General features: G+C 68.2%; 24 protein-coding genes. 7 read left to right on the top strand and 17 right to left on the bottom strand.

Annotated elements, in window-relative coordinates; genetic code table 11:
- Window positions 1-2 precede the first annotated feature (2 nt).
- From EP380_RS17805 to EP380_RS17770, 8 genes are all read right to left on the bottom strand, one after another.
- Window positions 3-1,754, bottom strand: a complete 1,752-nt coding sequence (locus EP380_RS17805; RefSeq protein WP_127599753.1) for an ABC transporter ATP-binding protein — start codon at window positions 1,752-1,754, stop codon at window positions 3-5.
- Window positions 1,754-2,977 carry a glycosyltransferase family protein gene (locus EP380_RS17800; protein WP_127599751.1) on the bottom strand — a complete coding sequence of 408 codons (1,224 nt, stop codon included), beginning with the start codon at window positions 2,975-2,977 and terminating at the stop codon, window positions 1,754-1,756. The genes EP380_RS17805 and EP380_RS17800 overlap by 1 nt, the downstream gene beginning before the upstream one ends.
- Before the next feature lie 103 nt (window positions 2,978-3,080).
- Window positions 3,081-3,821, bottom strand: coding sequence for a GNAT family N-acetyltransferase (locus tag EP380_RS17795; RefSeq protein ID WP_127599749.1), 741 nt, complete (start codon window positions 3,819-3,821; stop codon window positions 3,081-3,083).
- On the bottom strand, window positions 3,818-4,825 hold the full coding sequence (locus tag EP380_RS17790; protein WP_127599747.1) for a glycosyltransferase family 2 protein: 1,008 nt from the start codon (window positions 4,823-4,825) through the stop codon (window positions 3,818-3,820). The genes EP380_RS17795 and EP380_RS17790 overlap by 4 nt, the downstream gene beginning before the upstream one ends.
- A complete protein-coding gene (locus EP380_RS17785; protein ID WP_127599745.1) occupies window positions 4,822-6,045 on the bottom strand; it encodes a lipid-A-disaccharide synthase-related protein in 1,224 nt (407 codons plus the stop codon). Before EP380_RS17785 ends, EP380_RS17790 begins: the two co-directional genes overlap by 4 nt.
- On the bottom strand, window positions 6,042-6,818 hold the full coding sequence (locus EP380_RS17780; protein WP_127599743.1) for a DUF2334 domain-containing protein: 777 nt from the start codon (window positions 6,816-6,818) through the stop codon (window positions 6,042-6,044). The genes EP380_RS17785 and EP380_RS17780 overlap by 4 nt, the downstream gene beginning before the upstream one ends.
- Before the next feature lie 93 nt (window positions 6,819-6,911).
- A complete protein-coding gene (locus EP380_RS17775; protein WP_127599741.1) occupies window positions 6,912-8,519 on the bottom strand; it encodes an ArnT family glycosyltransferase in 1,608 nt (535 codons plus the stop codon).
- A gap of 18 nt (window positions 8,520-8,537) precedes the next feature.
- Window positions 8,538-9,725, bottom strand: coding sequence for an LptF/LptG family permease (locus EP380_RS17770; RefSeq protein WP_127599740.1), 1,188 nt, complete (start codon window positions 9,723-9,725; stop codon window positions 8,538-8,540).
- Between the two features lie 291 nt (window positions 9,726-10,016).
- Between EP380_RS17770 and EP380_RS17765 the strand changes: the two genes are divergently transcribed.
- Window positions 10,017-11,711: an ArnT family glycosyltransferase gene (locus tag EP380_RS17765; RefSeq protein ID WP_164749907.1), complete on the top strand. Its 1,695-nt coding sequence runs from the start codon at window positions 10,017-10,019 to the stop codon at window positions 11,709-11,711.
- Window positions 11,712-11,726: 15 nt separating this feature from the next.
- Here EP380_RS17765 and EP380_RS17760 read toward each other — a convergent pair whose 3' ends face one another.
- From EP380_RS17760 to EP380_RS17735, 6 genes are all read right to left on the bottom strand, one after another.
- A complete protein-coding gene (locus EP380_RS17760; RefSeq protein WP_127599736.1) occupies window positions 11,727-12,578 on the bottom strand; it encodes a sugar phosphate isomerase/epimerase family protein in 852 nt (283 codons plus the stop codon).
- 41 nt (window positions 12,579-12,619) lie between these two features.
- Window positions 12,620-13,618, bottom strand: a complete 999-nt coding sequence (locus EP380_RS17755) for an ABC transporter ATP-binding protein (protein ID WP_106573021.1) — start codon at window positions 13,616-13,618, stop codon at window positions 12,620-12,622.
- 144 nt (window positions 13,619-13,762) lie between these two features.
- On the bottom strand, window positions 13,763-14,602 hold the full coding sequence (locus tag EP380_RS17750) for a carbohydrate ABC transporter permease (RefSeq protein ID WP_106573022.1): 840 nt from the start codon (window positions 14,600-14,602) through the stop codon (window positions 13,763-13,765).
- A gap of 10 nt (window positions 14,603-14,612) precedes the next feature.
- Complete coding sequence (locus EP380_RS17745) at window positions 14,613-15,542, bottom strand: carbohydrate ABC transporter permease (protein ID WP_106573023.1); 930 nt, start codon at window positions 15,540-15,542, stop codon at window positions 14,613-14,615.
- Window positions 15,543-15,607: 65 nt separating this feature from the next.
- Window positions 15,608-16,867, bottom strand: coding sequence for an ABC transporter substrate-binding protein (locus EP380_RS17740; RefSeq protein ID WP_127599734.1), 1,260 nt, complete (start codon window positions 16,865-16,867; stop codon window positions 15,608-15,610).
- A gap of 24 nt (window positions 16,868-16,891) precedes the next feature.
- Complete coding sequence (locus tag EP380_RS17735) at window positions 16,892-17,815, bottom strand: N-acetylmuramic acid 6-phosphate etherase (RefSeq protein WP_127599732.1); 924 nt, start codon at window positions 17,813-17,815, stop codon at window positions 16,892-16,894.
- Between the two features lie 199 nt (window positions 17,816-18,014).
- Between EP380_RS17735 and EP380_RS17730 the strand changes: the two genes are divergently transcribed.
- From EP380_RS17730 to EP380_RS17710, 5 genes are all read left to right on the top strand, one after another.
- Window positions 18,015-18,887: a glucosamine kinase nucleotide-binding domain-containing protein gene (locus tag EP380_RS17730; protein WP_127599730.1), complete on the top strand. Its 873-nt coding sequence runs from the start codon at window positions 18,015-18,017 to the stop codon at window positions 18,885-18,887.
- A 1-nt stretch (window position 18,888) separates the two neighbouring features.
- Window positions 18,889-19,680, top strand: coding sequence for a GntR family transcriptional regulator (locus EP380_RS17725; RefSeq protein ID WP_127599728.1), 792 nt, complete (start codon window positions 18,889-18,891; stop codon window positions 19,678-19,680).
- Complete coding sequence (locus EP380_RS17720) at window positions 19,677-20,705, top strand: SIS domain-containing protein (protein ID WP_238719911.1); 1,029 nt, start codon at window positions 19,677-19,679, stop codon at window positions 20,703-20,705. Before EP380_RS17725 ends, EP380_RS17720 begins: the two co-directional genes overlap by 4 nt.
- Window positions 20,702-21,859: an N-acetylglucosamine-6-phosphate deacetylase gene (gene nagA, locus EP380_RS17715; RefSeq protein ID WP_127599726.1), complete on the top strand. Its 1,158-nt coding sequence runs from the start codon at window positions 20,702-20,704 to the stop codon at window positions 21,857-21,859. Before EP380_RS17720 ends, nagA begins: the two co-directional genes overlap by 4 nt.
- A gap of 169 nt (window positions 21,860-22,028) precedes the next feature.
- Complete coding sequence (locus EP380_RS17710; protein ID WP_127599724.1) at window positions 22,029-22,388, top strand: septal ring lytic transglycosylase RlpA family protein; 360 nt, start codon at window positions 22,029-22,031, stop codon at window positions 22,386-22,388.
- Window positions 22,389-22,406: 18 nt separating this feature from the next.
- Here EP380_RS17710 and EP380_RS17705 read toward each other — a convergent pair whose 3' ends face one another.
- From EP380_RS17705 to EP380_RS17695, 3 genes are all read right to left on the bottom strand, one after another.
- Entirely contained in the window at window positions 22,407-23,285 is an 879-nt protein-coding gene (locus EP380_RS17705) for an SMP-30/gluconolactonase/LRE family protein (RefSeq protein WP_127599722.1), read from the bottom strand.
- Window positions 23,286-23,339: 54 nt separating this feature from the next.
- A complete protein-coding gene (locus tag EP380_RS17700) occupies window positions 23,340-24,104 on the bottom strand; it encodes an SDR family NAD(P)-dependent oxidoreductase (protein WP_127599720.1) in 765 nt (254 codons plus the stop codon).
- A gap of 170 nt (window positions 24,105-24,274) precedes the next feature.
- Window positions 24,275-25,615 (bottom strand): putative bifunctional diguanylate cyclase/phosphodiesterase, encoded by a 1,341-nt coding sequence (locus tag EP380_RS17695; RefSeq protein ID WP_106573032.1) that lies wholly within the window; start codon window positions 25,613-25,615, stop codon window positions 24,275-24,277.
- A gap of 193 nt (window positions 25,616-25,808) precedes the next feature.
- On the opposite strand from EP380_RS17695, the gene gshB reads away from it, so the two are divergent.
- Complete coding sequence (gene gshB, locus EP380_RS17690; RefSeq protein WP_127599718.1) at window positions 25,809-26,750, top strand: glutathione synthase; 942 nt, start codon at window positions 25,809-25,811, stop codon at window positions 26,748-26,750.
- The last annotated feature ends 112 nt before the right edge of the window (window positions 26,751-26,862 follow it).

Below are 26,862 nucleotides of genomic sequence, written 5' to 3'. Positions count from 1 at the left end.
TCTCACCCCGCCGCCGGGCCGGGCTCGACATCGCGCATCTGCTCCCGGTAGAGCCGGCGATAGAGCCCGTCGCGCCGGAACAGCGTTTTGTGGTCGCCGTCCTCGACGATCCGGCCGCGGTCGAGCACGACGATCCTGTCGACGCCGCGCACGGTGCTGATCCTGTGCGCCACGATCAGCGTCGTGCGCCCGGCCGAGACGCGCTCGATCGCATCGCGCACGAGCTGCTCGGACACGGTGTCGAGCGCCGAGGTCGGCTCGTCGAGCATCAGGATCGGCGGGTCCTTCAGGAAGGCGCGGGCGATCGCGATGCGCTGCCTTTGACCGAGCGACAGGTTGAGACCGCGTACGGCGACGGGGGCGTCGTAGCCGCCCGGCAGGCGTTGGGCGAACTCGTCGACATGGGCCGACCGCGCGGCCTCCATGACCCTGTCCATCGGCGCGTGCGGGTCGCCGAGACGGATATTGTCGATCAGGCTGGTCTCGAAGATCGCCGGCTCCTGGAAGACGATGCCGATCGACGCGCGCAGCTCGGCCAGCCGCATGGCGGCGACGTCGGTGCCGTCGATCAGCACCCGCCCGGCCTCGGGCGCCAGAAAGCGCGGCAGAAGGTCGAGCAGGGTCGACTTGCCGGCGCCGCTCGGCCCGACGATGGCGACGCGCTGGCCGGCCGGAATGGTCAGGTCGAAATCCTCGAAGGCGAAGCCGCCCGGCTGGTGGAGAAAGCGCACCTTGTCGAAGCGGATCGCCCCGCGCAGCGGCGCGGCGGCCGGCGGCGCGGTGCCGTCGGCCTCGCGCGGCAGGCCCATGATGACCTCGAAGCGCTCGAGCACGGCGAAAAGCTGGATAAGCTGGCCGATCGAGTGGCTGCCCTCCTGCAGGGACGGGTAGGCCAGCCCGACAATGACCAGGAAGGCGGTCAGGTCCTCGAGCGAGATCAAGTCGCGCGACAGCATGAAGGCGCTGACGAACAGCATCGCCGACACGCCGAGCGCGGCAGCCATGGCGACCGCCGCGGGATGCAGCGATTCCATCATGTCGCGCTCGATCTGGACGGCGAGGGCGTCGCGGTTGAGCGCCTCGAACTGGCGGATCGACTGGTCTTCCAGACAGTAGGATTTGAGCTCCTTGGCGCCGCGCACCGTTTCCTCGAAGCGTCCGACCAGGGTCGCCAGCCGCCGCTGCGACAGATGGGCCTTGGCATGCAGCGTGCGGCCGAAGCGCGAGGTGATCCAGGCGAGCGGGCTGACGAGCACGATCGCGCAGAGGAAGAGCTGCCAGTTGGTCCAGGCCATCGCCACGGAAAAGCAGACCACGAGGATAATCGCCGGAATCAGCGATGCGACCACCCGGGTCATGGCGTGCTGGAAAACCTGCAGATCGTTGGAGAAGCTCGACACCAGCTCGCCGCCGCGCAGCGCGTGCAGGTTGCGGGGCGCGGTCGCCAGAATGTCGCCGAAGATGCGCAGGCGCACGGCGGCGGTGATGCGCTGGCTCAGCCGCGTCATCAGGTAGACCCGGGCGAAGGTGAACGCCGAGGCGGCGCCGAAAATCGCCAGGCCGAGCGCCAGGTGCCATGCCAGCGCCGCGGTTTCGCCGGCCGGGAACACCGACCGCACGAGCGTCGCCGCCCAGCCCGGCATCAACAGATAAAGGCCGGCCGAGACCGCGGTCGCGATCAGGGCGGCGACGAATTCGCCGCGACGGCGCCACAGCTCGCCGGCAAGCCAGGCCAGGTGCCGCCCGACCGCCATCAGGCCGCCTGTGCGGCGAGATCGGCCACCAGCGCCTCGGCGATGCGGCGGGCGGCGCCGGGCTCGCCCATGGCGGCGCGCAGCCCGGTTTCGATCGCGGCGAGATCGCCGCCAAGCATGTCGAGCATGGCGGCGGCGACCTGGGCCGCGGTCAGCCGGCCGACGATTTCCGGCGTCACCATCCTGCCCGCGCGCCGATTGGGATGGGCGGTGAAGGACAGGGTGCGCAGATAGGCATGGCCGAGCGCGCGCTTGATGTATTTTCCGGCCAGCGGAAGCCGGCCGATATGGCCGGCAAGTCCGGGCATCGGACTGGTTTCGGCCCAATAGGTCGGCAGCGTCACCAGCATCGGCAGCCCGAGCGCGGCCAGCTCGGCCGTGTTGGAGCCGGGCAGGGTCAGCGCCAGCCGCGCGCGCGCGGCCGCGTCGGCCGGCCGGACGATGTTGATGGCGTTGCCGCCGGGCGTGAGAAGGCGCGCGCCGTCGCCGTCCTTTTGCCAGTCGAGCCCGACCGCGTCGAGCGGGCGCCCGTCATCGATGTCGGGAAGCCGCGCCAGGAAATCCAGCGACAGATAGTCCGACTTCGCCAGCACCCATTCGATATCCGGGCGCTCGCGCGACACCAAGTCGGCGACCGCGCCGTAGAAGGGAAGGATGTATTTGGCGATATAGTCGCGGCTGCCGGGATAAAGCGCGATCACGGTCTTGTCCTGGCCATGGGCCGCACGGTGCGGACAGCGCAGCCTGGCCGCGTCGACCATCAATTCGCCGACCGCGGTCTCTTTCGGCGACGACGCACCGTTTTCGTGGCCGGCAAGGCCGGAATAGAAGATCCGCTCGAAACGCCACTCCAGGGCCGAGCGCGCCTCGAGATAGGCATAGCAGGGACGGCCGAGCCGCTTGGCGATCAGCCAGGTGAGATAGCGGTCGCCGCCGAGATGGAAGACCAGGCCCGGCAGGTCGCGCGCAATGCCGGGCGGCGTGCGGTTGCGGGTGATCAGGGCTTTCGACGCCGCGATCGTGCAGTGACCGTCGACAAAGGAAAACTGGCGGATGACGTCGCTTTCGGATCCGCTGGAAAACACGCACGGCACGACGGCGGCCGTGATCCTGACATCGGGGGCGATGTCCTTGAGCGCGGAGGCGAGCGGATAGAGCCAGCCGGACACCTCGCCCGGTCCGTTTACCGTGAAAACGATCTCCGCCCGAGCGCGAGACCCCATCAATTCCCCTTTTCGGCAGCAACCGAAGTTTCGGGACGCGATCCTGACGGGAGGAAAAGACGCGCCGCGGGACATGCCGCGTCCACATTTTCGCCCCCGCCCGTCAGATACGGAAGTCGCGCGCGATCCACAAGAGCCACATCCGGTAGGTTTCCAGCTTGATGCCCCAAACGCGATTGACCATCGGCTTTTCGACGCCGCGCACCCTGCGATGGAAGCTGGACGGGCGCTCGGCGTAATAGTCCATCAGGTCGTCGCGCTTGTAGCTGTTGACCATGTGCTGCCACGCCCCCCCGCTTGCCGGCTCCTCGACCTGGCCGTGCAGACCGGCAACCCCCAACGCCTTCAGGCGGTCGAGGAAGATGACCGCCATGGTGGAATAATAGCGGCCGCCATGCGCCTTGCGCAAAAGGTTGCAATGATAATGGGCCGGAAACCGCTCGACCGGCACGGGCGGGGCTTCCTTCCAGGAGCGAAACAGCAAATAGCGTATGGTGCGCCGTGTCACCGGCTCGCGGTAACGGCCGGTCGCAAGCCGCCACAGCATCTTGGCGATCAGCGGCGGCATGATGCGCCTCGACATCAGCCTGACGTGACGCCGCGCGTCGACGCAGCCGAACAGATAGCCGACGACCGCGCCGTCCTCCTCCACGACGAGGCAGGATTCGGGTTCGTAGTCGGTGTAGTAATTGCACCAATAGTCGGCGAAAAGCTCCTCATCCTCGAACACCGCCCGCGCACCGAGATTGCGGTAGGCGGTCTTGCAGCAGATGGCGCGCACCGCCGCGCGATCGCGCGGTTCGTAGGGGCGCACGGTTCCCGTTCTCGATCGCGCGGGGTTCATGGCGCTTTCACCGGACCCTTGCCGCGCTGGCGATAGATCTTCCCGCCCCATGCCACGCGCGGATCGACCGCGACGGCAGCAAGCACGCGCAGCCCGATCGCGATCGCCAACGGCTCGTAGAAAAGCGCCAACGGCAAAAGCCGGCGGAGCCCGCCGGCGAGAAGGTTGGCGGCGACGAAGGCGGCACCGGCAAGATAACGCACCGCGAAGGCGACCCAGAGCGCCGCCGATCCGCCGGCGAGCGCGACAATGGCGAGGAGCGGCAGCAGCGCCATCCAGGCGGCAAGCGCCACCGAAAGCGGCGCGACCGGGCCGGAGCCGACGCGCTTGGCGCGCGCGATCAGGCTTTGCCAGTCTGGAGCAGCGCGCACGCTCACCGTCGCGTCGTCATAGGCGATCCGGTAACCCGCCCTGGCGAGCGCACGCGCAAAGGCGAGGTCTTCGGTCAGTGTCGGCCCGATCGCGGCAAAGCCGCCGAGGGCCTGGTAGGCCGTGCGCAAGACGCAGAAATTGCCGAACAAGGCGCCGCGATCGACGCCGAGCCCGGACAGGAGCCGGCACACACCGAGATAAAAGGCGGCGTCGACGCTTTGCCAGGCCGCAAGCGCGCCGCCACCGCGAAACCGCACCCGCCCCGCCACCGCGTCGGCCCGGCCGTCGCGGATCGGCGCGGTGATGCGCCTCAGCCAGTCCGGCTCGACCAGCGCGTCGGCGTCGATCACCAGCACGATCTGCCCGCGGGCGGCGCGAAACCCCACATCGAGCGCATGCTGGCGCGCGGTCAAGGACGTGGCGGCCGCCTCGTCGATGCGGATGAGACGCAGCCCCTCGACGGCGCAGGCACGCGCGATCTCCGCCGTGCCATCGGTGCTGCGGTCGTCGACCAGGACGATTTCGAAACCCCCATCGGCAAGGGCGTCCTGGCGGGCGAGCGCGCGCAGGCAGGCGGCGATGGCGTCGCCTTCATTGTGCGCGGTGACGACGACCGAAAAGCGCGGGCTCATGCCGCCGCCCCCGGCGCGTCTTCCGACCCGGCACGGACGAGCCCGTGCAGGATGTGGCCGGCAATGGCGCGGCTGGCGCCGGGTTCGCCCATGCGCTCGCGGCCGGCCGCCTGCATGCGCGCCCGCGCCTGCGGATCGGCGAGCAGGCGCGACACCGCGCCGGCGATCGCCTCCGGCCGGCGCGCCACGGCGATGGCGGCCGGGCCGAAATACTCCATCTTCATGCGCACGTATTTTTCGCCCTGCGAGCCGGATCCGGGCACCGTGATCAGCGGCAGGCCGAGCCCGATCGCCTGTTCGTTGGCGGTGCCCGCCATGCCGACGGCCAACGTCGCCCTGTGCAGGATGTCGGCGAACGCGTCGGTTGCCAGCAAGGCGGAAGACGCCGCGGGTCCGCGATAAAAGATCGGCGCCGACCCGCCTTGAGGGGCGTCGGCAGACGGCCGCCATGCGGCCGCGCGCGGGTCCTCGGCGATCATCCGCCGGATCGCCTCGAGGTCGGCGTCGGGATGAAGCGCGAAGGCGAAGCATAACGGCGCCGCACCGTGCGCAACCGACGCGGCCGCCTGCAGAAGGGCGAGCAGGTTATCGCCCGCGTCGGCACGCGACCCGGGCAGCATGGCGACGACCGTCGTTTTGTCGGCGACACCCAGACCGCGCCCGCTCGCGTCGAGCTCGTCCATCATCGGATTGCCGAGATAGAGCGTCGGCACATGCGCACGCTCCAGCTCGCTCACCGTAAAGGCGTCGCGCGGGAAGGTCATCAGGCAATGCCGTCTCAAGAGCCTCTTTTCCAGGCCGGTATAGCCGTGCAGGGCGTCATAGTAGGAGGATTTGGCCGAACCGACAAAATAGAACGGGGTACGCGCCAGAACGGCGGCGGCGATCGGCACGATGTCGCCGACCGCCACCATCATGCGGTAACGGCCGGCCATGGCGCGCGCGGCGCGGACCTGGCGCCAGTGGGTCGCGATCCAACCGGCCTGCAGGTCGCGCCACATCATCGACCAGTCGAGCGTGGCGAACCCCTCGCTGGGCAGCGTGTTGAGCGCGCCGACCACCGGGACGCCGGCCTTGCGGTACGCCGCCCCTGTGCCGACCATCGGCCAGGCCTCGACGGAGAGCGCCTCCGGCCCGGCCTGCGCGCGCAGCGCACGCAACACCTTGACGGCGATCGTATCCTCGCCATGACCGTTGCCGAGAAACAGCACGTCCTTCATGGCGGCCCCGCCTTGCCGGGCGCAGCGGAGGCGCGCGTGCGCTTCCAGCGCGCGGCCGCCTCGCCGAGACCGAGCGGGCGCCAGCCATCATCGTCGAGCCTGCGCAGGAGCGTTTCGATCTCGGCCCGGATCGCGGGGCGGACCGCGTCGGCGGGATGCAGCGCCAAGCGGAACGGGGTCTGCGTGCGCAGCAGCCTGGCTGTGGCCGGCCGGCGGGTCAGGCCGGCGAGGGCCGCCTTGAGGCGGCGCTCGCCCTCGTCGAAATTCAACGCCGGACAGGGCACGAACTCGCCGTCAAGCATCAATCCGCGTGCCGTCTGGTGATGCGCTATCCCGACCCGGCCGAGCGCGGCGGCGACTGCCGGCGCCTGCTGCCAGCGCGGCGCGCAGAACCAGCGCGGCGCCGCGCCAAGCGTCTCGACCAGCGTCGCCCGGCCCTTGCGCAGCCGGTCGAGCGCCTGGTCGCCGCCGAGCCGGGCAAATTCGGAGCGGTTGTCGTGGCCGTAAACCAGCCAGTTCCAGAACTCGGGGCCGAGCGAATGGGTCCAGCCATGCAAAACCTTTTCGCCGCGATGGGCCCGCAGGCGCGCGACGAGCGCGCCGTCTCGCTCGAGCGGTTCCCGCCCTTGCCAATTCGGCACGACCAGCAGGGCGGCACGGTCCCGGGCGGCGGGCGGCAACAGGGCGAGAAGCCCTTCGAGCGACGCCTCCATCCCCGGATGGACGTCGTGAACCTCCGGTATGTAGAACCGGGACCATCCGTCTGGCTTCAAGCGCGGTTCCGACACCGATCGACTTTCCAGCTCGCAAAGACCATCACGCCACCGTGCCTGGCGCGCCAGGACGCATGGGCCATGACATCTTTCCTATCGCTCCACGCCGGCCGCCGCAATCACCAGCACGGCGCCCGCCAACGGCACCTCGGCAACGATTTCCAGCGTCGCGTCGTCCGCGAAATCGCGCCGCCAGCGCGGACGCGGCATGACGACCAGCGGCTTTTCCTGCGCCTCGATCCAGGCCCGAAGCGCGTCCCGGTCGCGAAATTCGGCGTAGGTCGCCTTGAGATCGTGGCCGAGCACACCGCGCACCAACCCGTAGGCGGCGAGGCGATGGCCGCCTTGCAGATAGGGCCGCAGCGCCGCGACGACCGGCTGCGGACTGAAGACGGCGTTGAGCGAGGGCATGACGGCAAGCACGACGGCGTTGATCCAAAGGGTCTGTCCGGCAAGCACGACCGCCAGCGTGACGACCGCCGCACGCTGGCGCGCCCGAAAAAGGGCGAGCGCGGTCGCGGCAGACAGCGCCGCGCACAGGACAAGACCGGGCAGCCAGAGCCGATAGGGCACGACGGCGGGCGCGACCACCAGCACGCCTGCGATCAGAACGAAAAACAGCGCCACCCCAGCCCAGAAACGCCCCCGGGAGGCCGGCGCCAGGCGCAGCAGCCGGTCGGCGGCCAGGATCGACAGCGGCAACAGCAGCGGCAGCAGGTAATATTCGTGCTTTTCCCCGACCAGGCTGACGATCACGAAACCCGAGAGCGCGGCCGACCAGGCATACCGAAACCCGTCGGCGGCCGGCGCGGCGCCGCGCGATGCATTTGTGCCGGCCGGCATGAGGAAAACCAGGCTCCAGGGCAAGAAGACCAGCGGCAGCGTGGCGACATAGCGCAGCATGCCGAGCACGCCGTCGCGGCCGTTTGCGACACGCTCGCCGATCTGGCCGGAAAAGATCGCCTCGACATAGGCCGGACCGCCGGCCAGGCCGATGCCGTAGACCCACAGGCCGACAAGTCCGAGCGCGAGCCCGAGCCCGAGCCCGACATCGACCGCGACAAGCCGTTTGAGATTCCGCCCGAGGATCAGGAACGATACCAGCGCGGCAAGCGGCAGCGCGGCCCCGAACGGCCCCTTGGTCAGGGTCGCCAGCGCCGCCAACAGAAATCCGCAGATCATGGCGGGCGAGACGGAGCGCGCGCGCGCGCCGACGAACAGGCAGGCCCAAGACAGGCCGATCAGCGCGGCGAACAAGAAATCCATGCGCGCGTAGTGGCTGAGCACCAGCACGTAGGTGCCGGTGGAGAAGATGACGGCCGCCGCCAGCCCGGCGCCGCGCCCGGCGCCGACGGCGCGCGCCAGCGCCAGGAGCGCCAACAGCGCGGCGGCCACGGTCAGGGCGTGCGCCGACATGATCAGCGGCGCGTCGACCGTCCCGCGCAGCCAGGCCAGGGGCGCCAGAAGCCAGAAATAAACCGGCGGCTTGTCGGGATAGAAGCCGTCGTTCAAACGCAGGGCCAGCCAGTCGCCGTTTTCGATCATGTGGCGCAGCACGTCGGCATGGCGCACCTCGTCGGCCCACCACAGATCGCGCGATCCCACAAGCAGCGCCTGCTGGGCGGCGACGATCAGGAGCGCCGCCAACCACGGCCTGCGCAGCAGCCAGCGCAGCCGGCGGATGATCTTCCGGTCGGTCATGGAAGCCCGGTCGCTCCGTTAGCCGCCATCGGCGGCGGCATTGGCGGGCCGATCGCCGCGCACCGCCGCCTTGCCGCCGCGGTAGGGCGACGAGCTGTTCCGCCGCCGGTCGCGACCGGGACGCAGCCGCAGGCCGCCGCCGAACGCGAGGACGGAAAACAGGGCGAAAGTGCAGACCGGAATCGCATAGGCGAATAGCGCGGCGAGCGTGCTTTGGCCCGATCCGTCGAGCGCCAGATAGCCGACGCCGCGCACCAGGAAGCCGGAAAGCGCGGCCCCCAGCAGCATGACGCGCTGCTGCGATCGTATCGAGCGCGCGCCGCCGCCGAACACGATCAGAAGCGGCGCGAAGGCGAGCGGGTAGAGCCAATCGGTGAAACGGCGGTTGATCTCCTTGGCGACCTTGTCGGGCGCAAATCCAGGCCCCGCGGTCGCGGGATCGAGCGCGAGCAGGTCGCCGGTGCGGTATTGCCGCGGCGAATAGTTGACGCCCATGCGGCCGCGATAGGTGAACAGGTCAAGCGACAGGGTCTGGAAACGGATCGAGCTGAGCTTGCCCGGTTCGGAGTCCGACTGCATCTCGCCATTGGTCAGCAGCAGGAAACCGCCACCCTTCACCGGGGCGAGCTGCCCGCTCCTGGCGTGGATATAGGATACACGCTCGCTGGTGCGCCGGTCGACGATGAACACGCCGAGCAAGTCGCCCTCGGCCCCGAACGAATCCACCGAGATGAACAGCCCATCCTCGATCTCCTTGAATTCGCCGGCGCTGACGGCGGCACGGATCAGGTCGGCATTGGCGGTGGCGGCGATGTCGCGGACCTTGCGGTTGGCCAGCGGCTCCACCCACACGCTGACGACGAAACACAAGGCCGCCGTCAGCGCGGCAAGCAGGAAGACGGGGCGGATATAGGTCGCCGGGCCGGCGCCGGCGGCCTCGATCACCGCGAGTTCGGAATCGGCGTTCATGGCATCCAGGATCACGATCGCGCCGACCAGGAAGGCGAAGGGGGCGATCGCGACCAGAACCGTCGGCACCAGCATCAGCGCCAGCGTCACCAGCGTCAGGAAGGACTGGCGCGACTCGACCAGGAAGCCGATGTGATTGAGCAATTGGGTGGTGAGAATGACGAGCGTCAGAATCGCCAGCGCGATGGCGGCGAATTCGAACATCCGCCGGAAGATGTAGCGCTCCACCAGGTTCATTCAGCCATTCCGCCACCGGCCGGGGTGCCGGGGCGCGCCCCGCTTGAAAAATACCAGCAGACGTTAGCAGTATTGCGCCGGGGAAGGAATGGCACGCATAAGACGCCATCCGGGCGGCCGCGGCGGCCGCCGGGCCCCCGGTCCGGAAAGGGATATGCGATTGCGCGGGTGCAGGGCGTTCGAGACAGGCGACGGGGCCGGCTTGTCGGCCTGGCGGAGGACGACCGGGCAGGCCGGCGCGCCCCGGAACCGCGGCCGCACGCGCCCCGCCGGCGGGGAATGCGGGCGCCGATGACAGAGGCCGTGCCGGAAACCCGCACGGGCGCCGTCGCGCGCTGGATCGGCCGGGCCAGCCGCCATCCGCATCTGGTGCTGTTGCTGATCCTGGCGGTCCAGACCCTGCCGACGCTGTGGGTCAAGGATGTGTGGTTCACCGACGAGACCCGCCACGCCGCCGCCTTCATGCAGATGGTGGAGAACGGCCATTGGCTGGTGCTTTACCTGTCCGACGTGCCCTATCCCGACAAGCCGCCGCTCTATTTCTGGATGGTGGCCGGCATGTCCTGGCTCGTCGGCAGCCGCGAACCGGTGCTCTTCAACCTGGCGGCCGCACTCTCGGCCGGGTTCTTGGTGTCGGTGACGGTGTTCGCGGCGCGCCAGTTCGGCCTCGGGCGGCGGGTCGCGCTCCTGGCCGGGCTCATCCTGTTGTCGAACCAGTTTTTCATCGAGCGCGCGCACATGCCGCGTATGGATCTCCTGTTCGCCGCCTTCATCGTGCTTGGCCATGTGTTTTTCTTCAAGGCCTATGACGGCAAGGGCCGGCGGACAAAGATGTGGGCGCTGGCGGGCTTCGCCGCGACGGCCGCCGCGCTGTTGACCAAGGGGCCGGTCGGCCTGTTGATGCCGCTTTTGTCGCTCACCGTGTGGCTGGCGCGCCAGCGGCGATGGACCGCGCTGCGCTCGAAAACGACGCTCGCCGGCCTCGGCCTGCTGCTTGCCGTCGGCGCGCTCTACCTCGGCGGCGTTTATCTGGTCGAAGGACCGGATTTCATCCGCGCGATCCTGATCGACCAGACCTTGAACCGGGCGGTCGACACGCCGCGCCTGTCGAATCCGGTCTATTTCTACCTGCACAAGCTGGCCGAAATCCTGCTGCCGTGGTCGCTGATCCTGTTCTTTCTGCCCTGGCGCCGGCTTGGCCAGCCCGCCCTGTGGCGCCGGCTCGTCCGCGCCGATCCGCATGCCGGCGCCCGGCAGCGCGGGCTCGGTTACGTGTGGTGCGCGCTGCTCGTCAGCCTGGGGCTGATCTCCAGCTTCGACTACAAGATCGCCTTTTTGCTCGTTCCGCTCTACCCGCTGTGCGCGCTGCTGATCGCCTCGGCGATCCTGGACATGGCGACGCGGACACGGCGAGCCTATTTCCTGTCGATCGGCCTGCTTCTGGCCGCCGTCGCGGCAGCGCTGCCGTTCGCGCACCACCTGACCTTGTGGCCCGAACGCGTGCAGGGCGGCACGATCGTCATGATCGCCACCCTGCCGCTGGTCGGCGCGGCGCTGGCCTTGCGCGGGAGCCGGCCGCTGGCGTTCGGCCTGGCGATGGCTGTCGGCATGACGCTTGCGGTCCTGCCCTATTATCTGATCACCATCCGGGGGCTGAACGACACCATGTCGCCCCGCGCCCAGGCGGAAATCCTGGCCGCGCGCGGCGATGCCGGCGACGCGCTCTATTTCTACCACCCCCATAGCGGCGGCATTTACGACTACCATGCCGGCCGCGCCATCGCGCATGTGTCGACCTGGCCGGCGCTGGCACGCGCCGTCGCCGCTAACGATTGCGGCACCGTGGCGATGCGCGAAAAGGACTGGCGGCAGCGCGCGGTGGACCTGCCGAACCCGGTCGCGGTCGACCGGCGCATCATCGACTACGACATCTACGTGGTGATGGCCTGGCGCGCGGATGGCGCTGCCTGCGCGGCAGCCTCCTGACGCCGCGCGCCGGCCTCACCCGGCCGCCCGCCAGCCGGCGCGGATATGGGCGATGCCCTCGCGGTAGACCGCTTCCGGGCTTTCGGCGAAGTCGCGCCAGACCTTGGTGGCGGCCGCCAGATCCTTCAGGCCGCGGCCGAAGGCCTCGATCGTCAGCCAGCGGTCGTAGCCGGAGCCGCGGATCGTCCGGAACGTCTCCGGCCAGGGAATGTTGCCGCGCCCGGGCGCGCCGCGGTCGTTCTCCGAGATATGGACGTGGACGATATGATGGCGATTGCGCTCGAACGCGGCGATCGGATCCTGCTCCTCGATATTGGCGTGGAAGGTGTCGTACATCGCCTTGATGCGCGGATGGTCGATCCGGTCGAGATGGTCGGCGAGCGCGTCCATGGTGTTGAGGAGATAACATTCGAAGCGGTTGAGCGCCTCGAGCCCGATGGTCACGCCCTTTTGCGCGGCATGGTCGCCGATCGCGCGCTGCGCGGCGACGGAACGCTGCAACTCGGCCGCCGACGGCCCCTCGCCGGAAAAATGGCCGAGCGTGGAATGGAGCGGGCCGGACAGCGTGTCGGCGCCGAGCGCGGCCGTGCAGTCGATCGCCCATTTCACGTAGTCGACACCGGCCGCGCGCGCGGCCGCGTCCGGCGAAATCAGGTTCATCGCCGGGTCGCCCATCGCAGAAACGGCGGTGCGTTCGAGCCCGATCGCGTCGAGCAGGGCGCCGAGCCGCGCATAGTCGTCCGGCACGCCCTCGAAGACGGGGATTTCGACGCCGTCGTAGCCGGCCCGTTTCAGGTCTCTGAGCAGCGCCTCGTGCGTCACCCCGACATGGGTCGTCCACAGAAACATGCAAAAGCCGATCTTCATCGACCGCTCCCCCCGGTTTTTCAGTGCCGCCCGCCCGGCGGTCAGCGCAGCGTACGGCCTTCGGCGTCGAACCGGCAAGTGCGCGCGGGATCGGGCGTGGCGAAAATGGTCTCGCCGGGCTCGGCCCTGAACTCCCCGAAGATGCGCGCGGTCAGCAGGCCCGCCTTTTCGGTGTCGATATAAAGATTGGTGTCGGCGCCGAGATGTTCGGCATGCATGACCGTGCCCTTCCAGTCGCCCTTGTCGCGATCGACGGCCAGATGCTCGGGCCGCACGCCGACGGTCCTGGCGGTTTCGCCCAGCCGCGCCCCGTCGATGAAGTTCATCTTCGGCGAGCCGATGAAACCGGCGACGAATTCGTTGGCGGGATTGTTGTAGAGCTCCATCGGCGCGCCGATCTGTTCGACGCGACCGGCGTTGAGAACGACGATCCGGTCGGCCAGCGTCATCGCCTCGACCTGGTCGTGGGTGACGTAGATCATCGTCGCAGAGAGCCGCTTGTGAAGCTGCGCGATCTCCAGCCTGGTGTTGACGCGCAGGGCGGCGTCGAGATTGGACAGCGGCTCGTCGAACAAAAACAGTTTGGGCTCGCGCACCACCGCGCGGCCGATCGCCACGCGCTGGCGCTGGCCGCCCGACAGTTCGGCCGGGCGCCGCGCCAGATAGGGTTCGAGCGACAGCATGGTCGAGGCGATCTCGATGCGCCGGGCGATCTCGGCCGCCGGCGCGCCGGACTGTTTCAGACCGAGACCCATATTGTCGCGCACGCTCAAATGCGGATAGAGCGCGTAGGTCTGGAACACCATGGCGATGCCGCGCTTGGCCGGCGGCACGGCGTTGACGCGCGCGCCCGCGATGGCGACCTCGCCGGCGGTCGCGTCCTCCAGCCCGGCGATGATCCGCAGCAGGGTCGACTTGCCGCAGCCGGACGGGCCGACAAAGACGACGAATTCGCCGTCGGCGACCTGCAGGTCGATGCCCTTGAGCACCTCCACCTGGCCGAAGGATTTGCGGATTTTCTCGAGTTTCAGCGCGTCCATGGGAAGCTCCCCCGCTTGCCGCAACCACCCGGCCGGACGCGCATCTGCGTCCCCTCGCCGCCTGTGCGCCCGCTCACAACCGCACCGCCTTGCGCGAGCGCACGCTTTCGTCGGCGACGAGAACGCGGACGGGATCGCTCCGGCTCATTTGACGGCTCCGGAGGTGATGCCGCGGATCAGTTGGCGCGAGAAGATCAGATAAAGGATCATCACCGGCAGGATGGCCAGCGACAGGGCGGCCAGCACCGCGTTCCAGTTGGTGACGAACTGACCGAGGAAGAGCTGGGCGCCGAGCGTGACCGTCTTGGTGGCCTCGGCCGGCGCCAGGATCAGCGGAAACCACAGATCGTTCCAGATCGGGATCATCGTGAAGACGGCGACGGTGGCCATGGGCGGACGCAGCAGCGGCAGCACCAGGCGGAAGAAGATGCGGTATTCCGACAGGCCGTCGATGCGGCCGGCATTCTTGAGATCGTCGGAGATCTGGCGGGTGAACTCGGTCAGGATGAAGATCGCGAGCGGCAGCCCCTGGGCGGAATAGACCAGCACCAGAGCGGTCAGCGTGTTGACCAGGCCGCTCGCCACCATCATCTCCAGGATCGCCACCGTGCCGAGGCGGATCGGGATCATGATGCCGAGCGCCAGATAAAGCCCCATCAGCGCGTTGCCGCGGAAGCGGTATTCGGCGAGCGCGAAGGCGGCCATGGCGCCGAAGACGAGCACGATCGCCAACGCCACCACCGTGACGACGACGCTGTTTTGGAAATAGAGCGGGAAATTGCCCTGCGCCAAAACAGTCTGGTAGCCGACCAGATCGAAGGTCTCGGCGCTCGGCGGCGACAGCGGCGAGCGAAAGATCGCCTTGCGCGACTTGAACGAGTTCATCACCACGATCAGCACCGGGAAAAGCGCGATCAGCGTGTAGACGATCAGGATCGCGTGGGCGGCTGCCGTACGGGCGGGGGAGGAGCGGGCCTGGCTCATGGTCGCCCCTTCAGAACTGGTAGCGCCTGAGGCGCGACTGGATGGCGAAGAGATACAGGCACACACCCGCCAGGATGATGAAGAACATGATCGAGGCGATGGTGGCGCCCATGTTGGGATCGCCGATCTGCAACTGGAAGCCGAAGAAGGTGCGGTAGAGGAAGGTGCCGAGAATGTCGGTGGCGTAGTTCGGACCGGCAAGCGCGCCCTGGGCGGAGTAGATCAGGTCGAAGGCGTTGAAATTGCCGACGAAGGTGAGGATGGAGATGATGCCGATCGCCGGCAGGATCAGCGGAAGCTGGATCTTCCAGAATTGGGCAAAGCCGGTGATGCCGTCGCATTCGGCCGCTTCGAGGATTTCTTCGGGGATGGACAACAGCGCCGCGTAGATCAGCATCATCGGGATGCCGACGAACTGCCACACCGAGATCAGGCCGAGCGTGGTCAGCGCGTAGTCCTCCTTGCCGAGCCAGGGGGTGAAGAGATGTTTCAGCCCGATCATGTCGAGCAGCTCCGGCGCCACGCCCCAGAGCGGGCTGAGGATCAGTTTCCAGGTGAAGCCGACGATCACGAAGGACAGGATGGTCGGCACGAAGATGGCCGTGCGGTAAAAGGCGGAAAAGCGCAGCCTGGGATGGCTCAACAGCGCGGCCAGCAGCACGCCGATCGGGTTTTGCACCACCATGTGGATGATGAAGAACCAGGTGTTGTTCCACAGCGCGTTCCAGAAACTCGCCGCCCAGCGCTCGTCGCCGAGCAGCGTGGCGAAATTTTTCAGGCCGACAAATACCTGCTGGTTGTCGACGGTGCTGAACAGGGAGAGCTGCAGCGTGCCGAACAGCGGAATGATCATCACCGCGGTGTAGATCAACACGGCCGGCGCCAGGAACACCGCGATGTGCCAGCGGATCGGTCTGCGGTCTGCGCGTTCGGCTGCCATGCGCCTGTTCCCCCGGAGCCGGGCCGCCGCGGCAGGCGGCCCGGACGTTCGGTTTCGGTCCGAGCCTATTTCTGCGGCTCGTACCAGCTCGCGAGCCCCTTCTGCAGCTCGGCGGCGGCGTCTTGCGGCGTGTCGGTGCCGTTGATCACATTGGCCGATTTCACCCAGGTCTCGTTCTCGAGATTGGGGGTGCCGCGCGACAGGATCTGGTAGGTCGAGCGGATCGTCGATTCGCACTCTTCACGCCAGGAGACGAACTCCCGGGCGAGCGGGTCCTCCATCTCGACCGGGGTCGAGGACAGGGCGAAAAAGCCGGGTAGGGCGTTGGCGTAGATGGTGGCGAATTCGGGCGAGGCCACCCATGACAGGAAGGTCCTGGCCGCCTCGGCGTTCGGGCTGTTGGCGTTGAGGCCGATGGCGATGTCGTTGTGATCGGAAATGTAGCACGTGTCGCCGGCGGCCTTCACCGGCGGGGCGAACGCGCCCATCTCGAAATCGGCCTGGGTGTTGAACAGCGATATCTCCCACGAGCCGGCGGGGTAGATCGCGGCGCGGCCGAGCGTGAACAGGTTCTGGCTGTCGGGATAGGACTGCGCCTCGAAACCGTCGCCGAGATAGTCCTTCCATCTGGCGAGCGTGGCGAACGGCTCGACCCATCCCGGGTCGGTCAGCTTCTGCTCGCCCTTGATCAGGGCCAGACGTCCCTCCTCGCCCTTCCAGTAATTGGGGCCGATATTCTGATAGCCCATGGTGGCGGCTTCCCACAGATCCTTGGTGCCCATCGCCATCGGGATATAGGTGCCGTCCTCCTTGAGCTTGTCGAGAGCGGCGAAGAACTCGTCCTCGGTCTCGGGCACCGCGACGCCGACTTCCTCGAACGCGTCCTTGTTGTAGATGAAGCCATGGATCACCGAGGCCATCGGCACGCAGAACGTGGCGCCGCCGTCGTCGGTCGACCAGGCCGATTTGGCGACGTCGGTGAAATTGTCCATGCCGGCCAGACCGGTGAGATCGGCGAGATGGCCCTTGTCGTAAAGTTCGAGCGAGGCATCGAACGGACGGCAGGTGATCAGATCGCCGGCCGAGCCGGCATCGAGCTTGGCGTTCAGCGCCGCGTTGTATTCGGTCGGCGCCGACGGCGAGAACACCACCTTGATACCGGGATTCTTGGCCTCGAAGGCTGGGATCAGCTTTTCCTGCCAGATGGCGAGGTCGTCGTTGCGCCAGCTCTCGATGGTGAGCGTGGTGTCCTGGGCCTGCGCCTGGCCGGCAAGGCCGAGAACGCCGGTGCCGAGCAGCAATGCCGTCAATGTCTCGCGTGTCATGATTTTTCCTCCCTATTGGCCCTGTCAGCTTGCCTGCGTGCGGGCGCGGGCGTCGCCCTTGAGCATCGAAAGCGCCGGCCTCAATCGCCAGCCGGCGTCCTGGAGCAGCGCCTCGGCGGCCGCGCGCGACACCGCACCCGCCGCCAGAAGCGTCGCGATCTTGACCGAGCCGCCGGCACGGTCGAGAAGCGTGTCGGCCTCGGCTTCGCCGCAACCGGCGATGGCGGCCACGATACCAACCGCGCGCGCTTTGAGTTTTTGATTGTCCGCCTTCAGATTGACCATGAACCCGTCATGCACATGACCGAGCCGGATCGCCATCAGCGTGGACAGCATGTTGAGCGCGATCTTCTGCGCCGTGCCCGCGCCCATGCGCGTCGAGCCGGCGACGATCTCCGGCGGCGTGGCGAGCACGACCGCAATGTCGGCGCGCTCCAGCACCGGCGCTCCGGCATTATTGGCGATGGCGATCGTGGGGACGGCGCGGGCGCGCGCCTCCTCAAGCGCGGCGAGCGCGTAGGGCGTCGAGCCGCTCGCGGTGACGGCGATCAGGCAGTCGGCCGGGCCGAGCCCGGCCTCGACGACAGCGCGCCTGGCCTCGTCCAGGTCGTCCTCGGGCGCGCCCGCCAGCGTGTGGAGAGCGGCCGCGCCGCCGGCGATCAACACGATGACCTGCTCCGGCGCGATGCCGAACGTGCCGGGCAATTCCAGCCCGTCGGCCAGCGCCATCAACGCGGAACTGCCGGCCGCGGCATAGGCGATCCGGCCGCCTTTCGCGACGGTGTCGGCAGCAAGGCGCGCGGCCCGGGCAAGCGACTCGCGCGCAGCGCGGACGCTCGCCGCCGCCTCGACCTGCGCGTCGGCGAGCCGCGCCAGAACGTCCTCGTCCGGCAGCAGGTCGATCCCGCCAGCTTCCGCGTGCCGCTCTTCCGTTCGGCGCAGCGCCATCCATTCCTCCCTTTGTCTCGACAATACCAAAAAAATACCACTTGTCCAGAACACGTTAACGATTTTTTGGGAATGGCCGATATTTTGCTTAAAAACACGAGATAAAACAATATTTTATGCTGATGTGCCGGTAATTTTGAATTCGGCGCTTGGATATTGGTATTTTATTGGTATTGTATCAACTCAGGAGGATGATGGCGTGAAATGGGTGTTGGGCATCGACGGCGGCGGCACGCAATGCCGGGCGGGGCTGGCAACGACCGCGGGCGAGATCGTCGGCCGCGGCGATAGCGGCGCGGCCAATGTGATGACCGACCTCGACGGCACCTGCGCCAGCATCGTGGAGGCCGCCCGGGCCGCGTTCGATGCCGCGGGACAGGAGCCCGATTTCGGCCGGACCGGCGCGGTCCTCGGCCTGGCCGGCGCCAATGTCGCCGACGTCCAGCAGCGCCTCGCCGCGCGGCTGCCCTTTGCCGAAAGCCGCGTCGAAAGCGACGCGCTGATCGCGCTGGAGGGCGCGCTCGGCGGCCATGACGGCGCGATCGGCATCATCGGCACCGGCTCCGCCTTCATGGCGCGGCATGGCGAGACGACCAGGTCGATCGGCGGATGGGGCTTCCAGATCGGCGATCTCGGCGGCGGCGCCCGCCTCGGCCGTCAACTGCTCGAGGAAAGCCTGCTCGCCCATGACTGGATCCGCGCGCAAACGGCGCTGACGGCGGCGGTTCTGGCCCGGTTCGACCAGGATCCGCGCCGGATGGTGACCTTCGCCGCCACCGCCAGGCCGCGCGATTTCGGCGCGTTCGTGCCGGTCGTGTTCGATTTCGCCGACCAGGGAGACCCGCTGGCCGCGCGCCTGCTGGACGAAGCGTCGGCGCATGTCGAGGCAGCCCTCGCCGCGCTCGATCTGCACCCGACGGATCGGCTTTGCCTGCTCGGCGGCCTCGGCGCGCGCATCGCGGCCAGGCTGGGGGCGCCGTTTTCGGCCATGCTGCGGGCGCCGATCGCCGATGCGCTGGGCGGCGCGGTGGCGATGGCGGCACGCCGCTTCGGCGCGGCGGCGGGGCATTGAGATGACGGTGCTGACCCGGCATATCCTGGCCGGCCTGCACGCGGGCGACGGCCACGGCACGCCGCTTTACCTGCGGCTGCGGCGCAGCATCGAGGACGCGCTGAGCCGCGGCGTCATCCGGCCCGGCGACGCGCTGCCGTCGGAACGCGAGATCGCCGCGCGCATCGCGGTGTCGCGCGTGACCGTGCGCAAGGCCGTCCAAGACCTGGTCGCCAGCGGGCTTTTGATCCAGCGCCACGGCTCGGGCACCTTCGTGGCGCCGCGGGTCGACCGGGTCGAGCAATCGCTGTCGCGGCTGACCTCCTTCACCGAAGACATGGCCCGGCGCGGCATGGCCGCGCGTTCGCAATGGATCGATCGCGGCATCTACCCGCCCTCGCCCGACGAGATGATGGTGCTGGGGCTGTCGTCGCGCGAACTGGTCGCCCGGCTGTCGCGGCTGCGGCTTGCCAACGACACGCCGCTGGCGATCGAACGCGCCACGCTGTCGAGCGACGTGCTGCCCGATCCCGGCGCGGTGACGCGTTCGCTCTACACGGTGCTGCAGAAAACCGGCAAACGGCCGGTGCGCGCCGTCCAGCGCATTTCCGCGACCAATCTCGAGGCGGACGACGCCGCGCTTCTGGGCGTGTCGGCCGGCGCAGCCGGGCTCAGCATCGAACGCATCTCCTATCTGGCCTCAGGGCGGGTGATCGAGTTCACACGCTCGATCTATCGCGGCGACACCTATGATTTCGTGGCCGAACTGCGACTGGGCGAGGCCGACGAGACCCCGAGCGCGGAGGCGTCATGAGCGGGCCGACCCATATGTGGCGGGAAATCCGCGAAATCCCGGACGCCGCGGCCGATTTGCTGCGCGACGGCGACAAGGCCCTGGCGGCGGCCGGTACCGCGCTCGCGGCGCGGGATCCGCGCGTTCTGGCCACCGTCGCGCGCGGCTCGTCGGATCATGCGGCGTCGTTCCTGAAATACGCCACCGAACTCACCGCCGGCGTCCCGGTCGCCTCGCTCGGCCCGTCGATCGCCTCGATCTACGGCGCAAGGCTGAAGCTCGCCGGCGCGGCCGCGATCGCGATTTCGCAATCGGGCAAAAGCCCCGACATCGTCGCCATGGCCGAGATGGCGCGCGCGGCGGGGGCGCTGACGATCGGCATCACCAATACGGCCGGCGCGCCGATCGGCCGTCATTGCGACCATGAGGTCGACATTCTGGCGGGCACGGAACGCAGCGTCGCCGCCACCAAGACCTTCGTCAATTCAGCGCTTGCCGGCCTGGCGATGCTCGCGCACTGGACCGGCTCGGATAGGCTTGCCGGCGCGCTGCGCGCCTTGCCGCCGGAGCTGGAAAAGGCGGTCGGCTGCGACTGGTCGCCGCTCGTGGCCGCGCTGCAGCAAAGCGAATCGCTCTACATTCTGGGGCGGGGCCCGGGCATGGCGATCGCCCAGGAGGCGGCGCTGAAATTCAAGGAAACCAGCGGCGTGCATGCCGAAGCCTATTCGGCCGCGGAAGTCATGCACGGGCCGATGGCGCTGGTGAAGCCCGGCTTTCCGATCCTGGCGCTGGCGGTGCGCGACCAGTCCGAACCCTCGATGCTGGCGGCGATCGAGAGCCTGGCCGCGCGCGGGGCCACCGTTTTTGCGACCAGCGACAAGGCGGGCCGCGAGGCGGCGCTGCCGGTCGCGGCGACGGGCCACGCGCTGACCGACCCGCTCGCCCTGATCGCCTCGTTCTACGGCTTCGTGGAAAGCTTCGCCCGCGCACGCGGGCTCGACCCCGACCGGCCGCCCAATCTGCGCAAAGTGACGGAAACCCTATGATGACCACGACCGCCTTTGTCGGGGCCGATATCTTCGACGGCGCGCGCCGCCGCCAGGGCATGGCTCTGATTGTCCGCGACGGCACAGTCGCCGACATCGTTGCGGACGGCGAGCTTCCAGCCGAGGCCGAAACCGTCCGGCTCGACGGCGGGCTATTGGCGCCGGGCTTCGTCGATCTGCAGGTCAATGGCGGCGGCGGCGTGATGCTCAACGACCGTCAGGATGTCGCCACCATCCGCACCATCTGCGCCGCCCATGCCGGATTCGGGACGACGGCCCTGCTGCCGACCCTGATCACCGATAGGCCGGCCGTGAGCCGGGCGGCGATCGAAGCGGCGGCCGAGGCGGCCGCCGACGGCGTGGCGGGCCTGATCGGGCTGCATCTGGAAGGACCGTACCTGTCGCCGGCGCGCAAGGGCGCGCACGACCCGGCCCTGATCCGCCCGATGGACGACGACGACGAGGCCTTCCTCCTCGCAGCGCGCAAGACGCTGCCGGCCCTGCTGGTGACGCTGGCGCCGGAGGCGGTGGCGCCCGAGCGGATCGCACGGCTGACCACGGCCGGGATCGTCGTCAGCCTGGGCCATTCCAACGCCAGCTACGCGGCGGCGGCCGAGGCGGCCGAGGCCGGGGCGTCGATGGTCACGCATCTGTTCAACGCCATGAGCCAGATCGCCAACCGCGAGCCGGGCCTGGTGGGCGCGGCGATCGATCTCGGCGCGCTGTCGGCTGGGCTGATCGCCGACGGCATCCATGTCGACGCCGCCAATATCCGCACCGCCCTCAAGGCCAAGTCGAGGCCGGGGCGCATCTTCCTGGTCACCGACGCCATGGCCACGATCGGCACGACGATGGAAAGCTTCACGCTGAACGGGCGTACCATTCGCCGCCGCGAGGGGCGACTGACGCTGGAGGACGGCACGCTTGCCGGCGCCGACCTCGACATGATCTCGGCGGTTCGCTTCATGCATCGCCGGATCGGGGTGCCGCTCGAGGAAGCCCTGCGCATGGCCTCGCTTTATCCCGCCCAGGCGATGGGCATCGACGCCCGCCATGGCCGGCTCGCCCCGGGCACGCGCGCCGATATGGTGCATCTCAGCGATGCGCTGGAAATCGCCGGCGTGTGGATCGGCGGGCGGGCAGCCGCGCGCTGAAGGCGCGAAAGCGGCCGTGCCCGGACCGGCGATGCCGGCCGGCAACGCCTCAACCAATGTGACCCGGCGATTCCCAACGTGATGGACCCCCGGTCCGCCGGGCCCAGCCGGCGCCACATTTCGGCCATAGCCGGCTTGCGACGGAAATTGCCCGGGGTTTTTCACACCAATGACATCACGCATCACTTCGCTCGCCGGCCGCCTGATCGCCGGCGGCATCGTCCTTGCCGCGTCGGCCGGCGCCGCCTCGGCCGATTGCGGCCGCGCCTCGTGGTACGCGCTCACCTCCAAGACCGCCTCGGGCGAGCGCATGAACCCCCAGGCGATGACCGCGGCGCATCGCACCTTGCCGTTCGGCACCAAGCTGAAAGTGGTCAACCAGCGCAACGGCCGCTCGGTGGTGGTGCGCATCAACGATCGCGGCCCCTTCATCCGCGGCCGGGTGCTCGATCTTTCCAAGGCGGCCGCCCAGCAGCTCGGTTTCGTGCGCGCCGGCCACACCAAGATCTGCATGAAACGCGTCGGCTGACCGCGCCCGCCGGCCGGATCAGGCGATCTTCACCCTGGGTTCGAAACGGCCGCGCACCGGCCTGTCGATCAGGAAGGTCTTGCCGGCATCGGGCTCGGCCTTGCGCTGGCGCTCGCTCCTGCCCTTCCAGGCCGAGGTGACGACGAGCCGCGACGCGTCGGGGCCGGCAAAGGCCGGGCAGGTCGCCTGCGCAGCGGGAACGGCGATCGTGCGCAGCCGGCGACCGTCCGGCGACCAGGCATCCACGGCCCCGCCGGCCCAACGCGCGTTCCACAGCACGCCATCGGCGTCGACCACGGACCCGTCGATGAAGCCGTCGCGGCCGCGCCAGTCGACGAAGACGGCCGGCTCGCCCACCGGCAGGCCGGTTTGGGGATCGCAGTCGACGCGGTAGAGCAGGCCGCGCGGCGTGTCGGTGAAATAGGCGGTGCGCCCATCGGGCGAAAAACAGATCGAATTGGGGATCGACAAGGGCCGGTAGAGCGGGCGCAGTTCGCCGCGGAAAAACCAGTAGATCGCGCCCCGGTCGCGGCTTTCGTCCTTGGCCATGGTGCCGATCCAGAACGCGCCGCACGGATGCACCCTGGAATCGTTGGCCCGGGTCAGCGCATTGTCGGCCTCGATCGGCTGCAGGAGCGTCAGCGCCCCGGTCGCGGCATCGCGCACATGCAGGCCGTTTTCGGCTGCGACAAGCTGGCGGCCGGTGTCGATCACGGCGATGGCGCTCGCCATGAAGGGCAGGGCGTGCACCACGGTGTCGCCGTCGGGAAACGATCTTTCCAGCAGTCTTTTGCCGGTGATGTCGAACCAGAACAGCCGGTTGGTTTGAGGATCGTAGGACGGCCCCTCGCCGAGTTCGCAGGCGATGTCGCACAGGATCGAAACTTCGTCGGTCATCGCTCGGCCCTTTCGGTTCCGCGTCGGCCTGCAAAATCGCTCCGGGGTCGGCCCCTAGAGCGAGCCCGCATCGACGATCAGCGTTTGGGCGGTCACCATGCGCGCGGCCGAGGAGGCGAGGAACAGGCACGGCCCGACCATGTCGGCCGGCGCGATCTCCCGCTTCAGGCATTGCCGGTCGATATGGGCCTTGAGGCCGGCTTCCGTCACCCACAGATCGCGCTGGCGTTTGGTCATCACCCATCCCGGCGCGATCGCGTTGACGCGGATGCCGAACGGGCCGAGCTCGCCGGCCAGCCCCTTCGTCAGCCCGACCACGCCGGCCTTGGCGGCGGTGTAGGAGGCGAAGCCGCCACCGTTGATCATGTAGGAGGTTGAGGAGAAATTGACGATCGCGCCGCGCCCTGCCGCCTTCATCGCCGGGACGACGGCCTGAATGGCGAAGAAGTGCGGCCGGAGATTGACCGCCTGGTTGGCGTCCCAGAATTCCGGCGTCACGTCCTCGACCGCGTGGCGGTCGTCGCGCGCGGCATTGTTGACGAGGACCCCGGCCGGCCCATGCGCGTCGGCGGCCTCGGCCACGGCGGCGCGCAACGCCGCGACATCGCGCAGATCGGCCGACAGAAAAAGCGGCCGCTTGCCGGTGTCCTTCTCCAGGCGCGCGCACAGGGCCAGGCTTTCGGCTTCGGCGATATCGAGGAAGGCGACCCGCGCGCCCTGGCGCGCGAAGCCCTCCGTCAGGCAAGCGCCGATCCCCGTTCCGCCGCCGGTAATGACGACGGCAGTATCGCGCAGATCCGGAAAGGTCGCATCGGTCATGGTCGCTTGTTTTCCTCTCCTGCGGTCCGAGCGGCAGACTTTCGGCAATCGCGCTCCACCTGGCAAGCCCCGCCGCCGGCCCGGCAGGACCGGCGGACCGGCCGGGTCGCACAATCGGCCAAGCCGCGCGAGGGGAAGGCGCGTTTGGGACGCGCGCGCTGAAACCGGGATCAGGACGCGGCCGGCAGCCTGGCGAAACCGGCCAGTTGGCGCATCGTGGCGGCGGCGCCGGCGGGTTTGCCGAACAGGTATCCCTGCCCGCCGCGGCAGCCGAACTCAACCAGGCGGGCAGCCTGTTGCTCGGTTTCGATGCCTTCGGCCACCACTTCGATATCGAGCCCCTCGCACATTGCCAGAATCGCCCGGATGATGTGCTCGGACGCGCGATCGTCGAGGATCGAGGCGACGAAGGCCTGATCGATCTTCAGCTTGTCGAAATGGAATTCGCGCAACCGGCCGAGGCTCGACTGCCCGGTGCCGAAATCGTCCAGCGAAATGCGCACCCCCTCCGCGCGCAGGTCCTGGACGATCTTTTCGGCCGAGACGGGATCACTCATCATGCCGGTTTCGGTGATCTCCACCTCCAGCCGGCGCGGGTCGAACGAGGCGCGGGACAGCGTGGTCAGGATGTGGTCGGCGGTGTTCTGGTCGACCAGTTGCGACGGCGACAGGTTGAAGGAGAGGAAAAGCTCGGCGGGCCAGTCCAGGGCGGCGCGGCTCGCCTTGCGCAACAGCAACTGCGACAGCGCGCCGATAATGCCGCGTTCCTCGGCGATGGGGATGAAGACGCCCGGCGACACCGAACCCAGATCGCGATCGGTCCAGCGCGCGAGCGCTTCGAAGCCGATGATCCGCCGCGTCGCCAGATCGACGATCGGCTGGAAATAGGGCTCCACCTCCTCGGCCGAAACCGCCCGCCGGAGCGCCTGCTCGATGCGTGTGTCGCGCTTGGCCGCGTCCTCCATCTCCTGGGTGTAGACGACCACGCCGCCGCGGCCGTTGCGCTTGGCGTGGTAGAGCGCGGTTTCGGCCTTGCGGACCATGTCCTCCGCGCTTTCGCTGCCGACATAATAAAGCGCGCAGCCGACGGAGGCCGAAAGCCGCGCGCTGCGTTCGCCCAGATCGTAGGGCGCCGACAGGATCTCGATCAGCATGCGCGCCTGCTCGCAGACCGCGACCTCGCTGAAGGTCATCGGGAACAGAAAGGCGAATTCGTCGGCCCCGATGCGGGTGATGGTGGAATGCCGGTCCATGGCCGCATGCAGCCGCAACGCCACCTGCATGAGGATTTCGTCGCCGGCGGCGCGTCCGAACAGGTCGTTGATCGGCTTGAACCCGTCGAGATCGATGATGCCGATCGCGAACGGCGCCGGATCGTCGGCGCGTTCGCAGATCAGGCGCCGGATCTTGGTGACGAAGCGCCGGTTGTTGCCGAGCCCGGTCAGGGGATCGGTATATGCCAAATCGCCGCCGTCCCTGTTTTCGTTGATGCCTGGCATCGGCCCGTTCATGGAATTTTCTAGCTTTAGACCTGTCTGATTGAGCGTATTCTTGCGTAAAACCGTTTAGGAAGCGTATCGCCTGCTCCAACCTGACGGCGAGCACCGGGCCGGCCGGCCGCGGGCGGCGGATTGGCTTTCGCGCCGGAATTGGATAGATGGCTTCACCCCCTTGTCGCCTCGGGGCCCAGACGCGGAGTTGTCGATGTCCTTGAAAATCGCCATCCAGATGGACCACGTTTCCACCGTCACCATCGCGGGGGATACGAGCTTCGCCCTGGCGCTGGAGGCGCAGCGGCGCGGCCACCAGCTTTTCCACTACACGCCCGACAGTCTGTCGATGCGCGACGGCACGGTGTTCGCCTGGGCCGAGACGATGACGGTGCGCGACGTCGCCGGCGACCATTTCGCGCTCGGCGAACCGCAGCGCCTCGACCTTTCCGATGTCGACGTGGTGCTCCTGCGCCAGGATCCGCCGTTCGACATGAACTACATCACCACCACCCATATTCTGGAGCGTATCCATCCCGCCACCCTGGTGGTCAACGATCCGGCCTGGGTGCGCAACAGCCCGGAAAAGATCTTCGTCACCGAATTCGCCGACCTGATGCCGGAAACGCTGATCACCAAGGATCCGCGCGAGGTCGCCGCGTTCCGGCGCGACTATGGCGACATCATCGTCAAACCGCTCTACGGCAATGGCGGCGCCGGCATCTTCCATCTGCACGAAGCCGACCGGAACCTCGCCGCGCTGCTGGAAATGTTCGGCCAGATGTTTCGCGAACCCTATATCGTCCAGCGCTACCTGAAGGCGGTGCGCGACGGCGACAAGCGCATCATCCTGATCGACGGCGAACCAGTCGGCGCCATCAACCGGGTGCCGGCCGAACACGATTCGCGCTCCAACATGCATGTCGGCGGCCGGGCCGAACATGCCGAGCTGAGCGAGCGCGAGCGCGAGATCTGCGCGCGGATCGGACCGGCGCTGAAGGAACGCGGCTTCATCCTCGTCGGCATCGACGTGATCGGCGGCCTGCTGACGGAAATCAACGTCACCTCGCCGACCGGCGTGCGCGAGGTCAAGAAATTCGGCGGCGCCGACATCGCGGCCCTGTTCTGGGACGCGGTCGAGGCACGGCGGACCTGAGCGGCGGCGTTGCCGTTCCGTTCACGGCAATGCAATCCCATGCAACCAATATGCACGTTAAACGCTAGATTGTTCTTGTAATGTTCTTGAGACTTACGCCTATCTGTGCTTA

The organism is Nitratireductor alexandrii, from assembly GCF_004000215.1.
Taxonomy (GTDB): domain Bacteria; phylum Pseudomonadota; class Alphaproteobacteria; order Rhizobiales; family Rhizobiaceae; genus Mangrovimarina; species Mangrovimarina alexandrii.
Note: the sequence above shows the minus strand (reverse complement) of the source record. Positions and strands in the feature narration are given on the sequence as shown.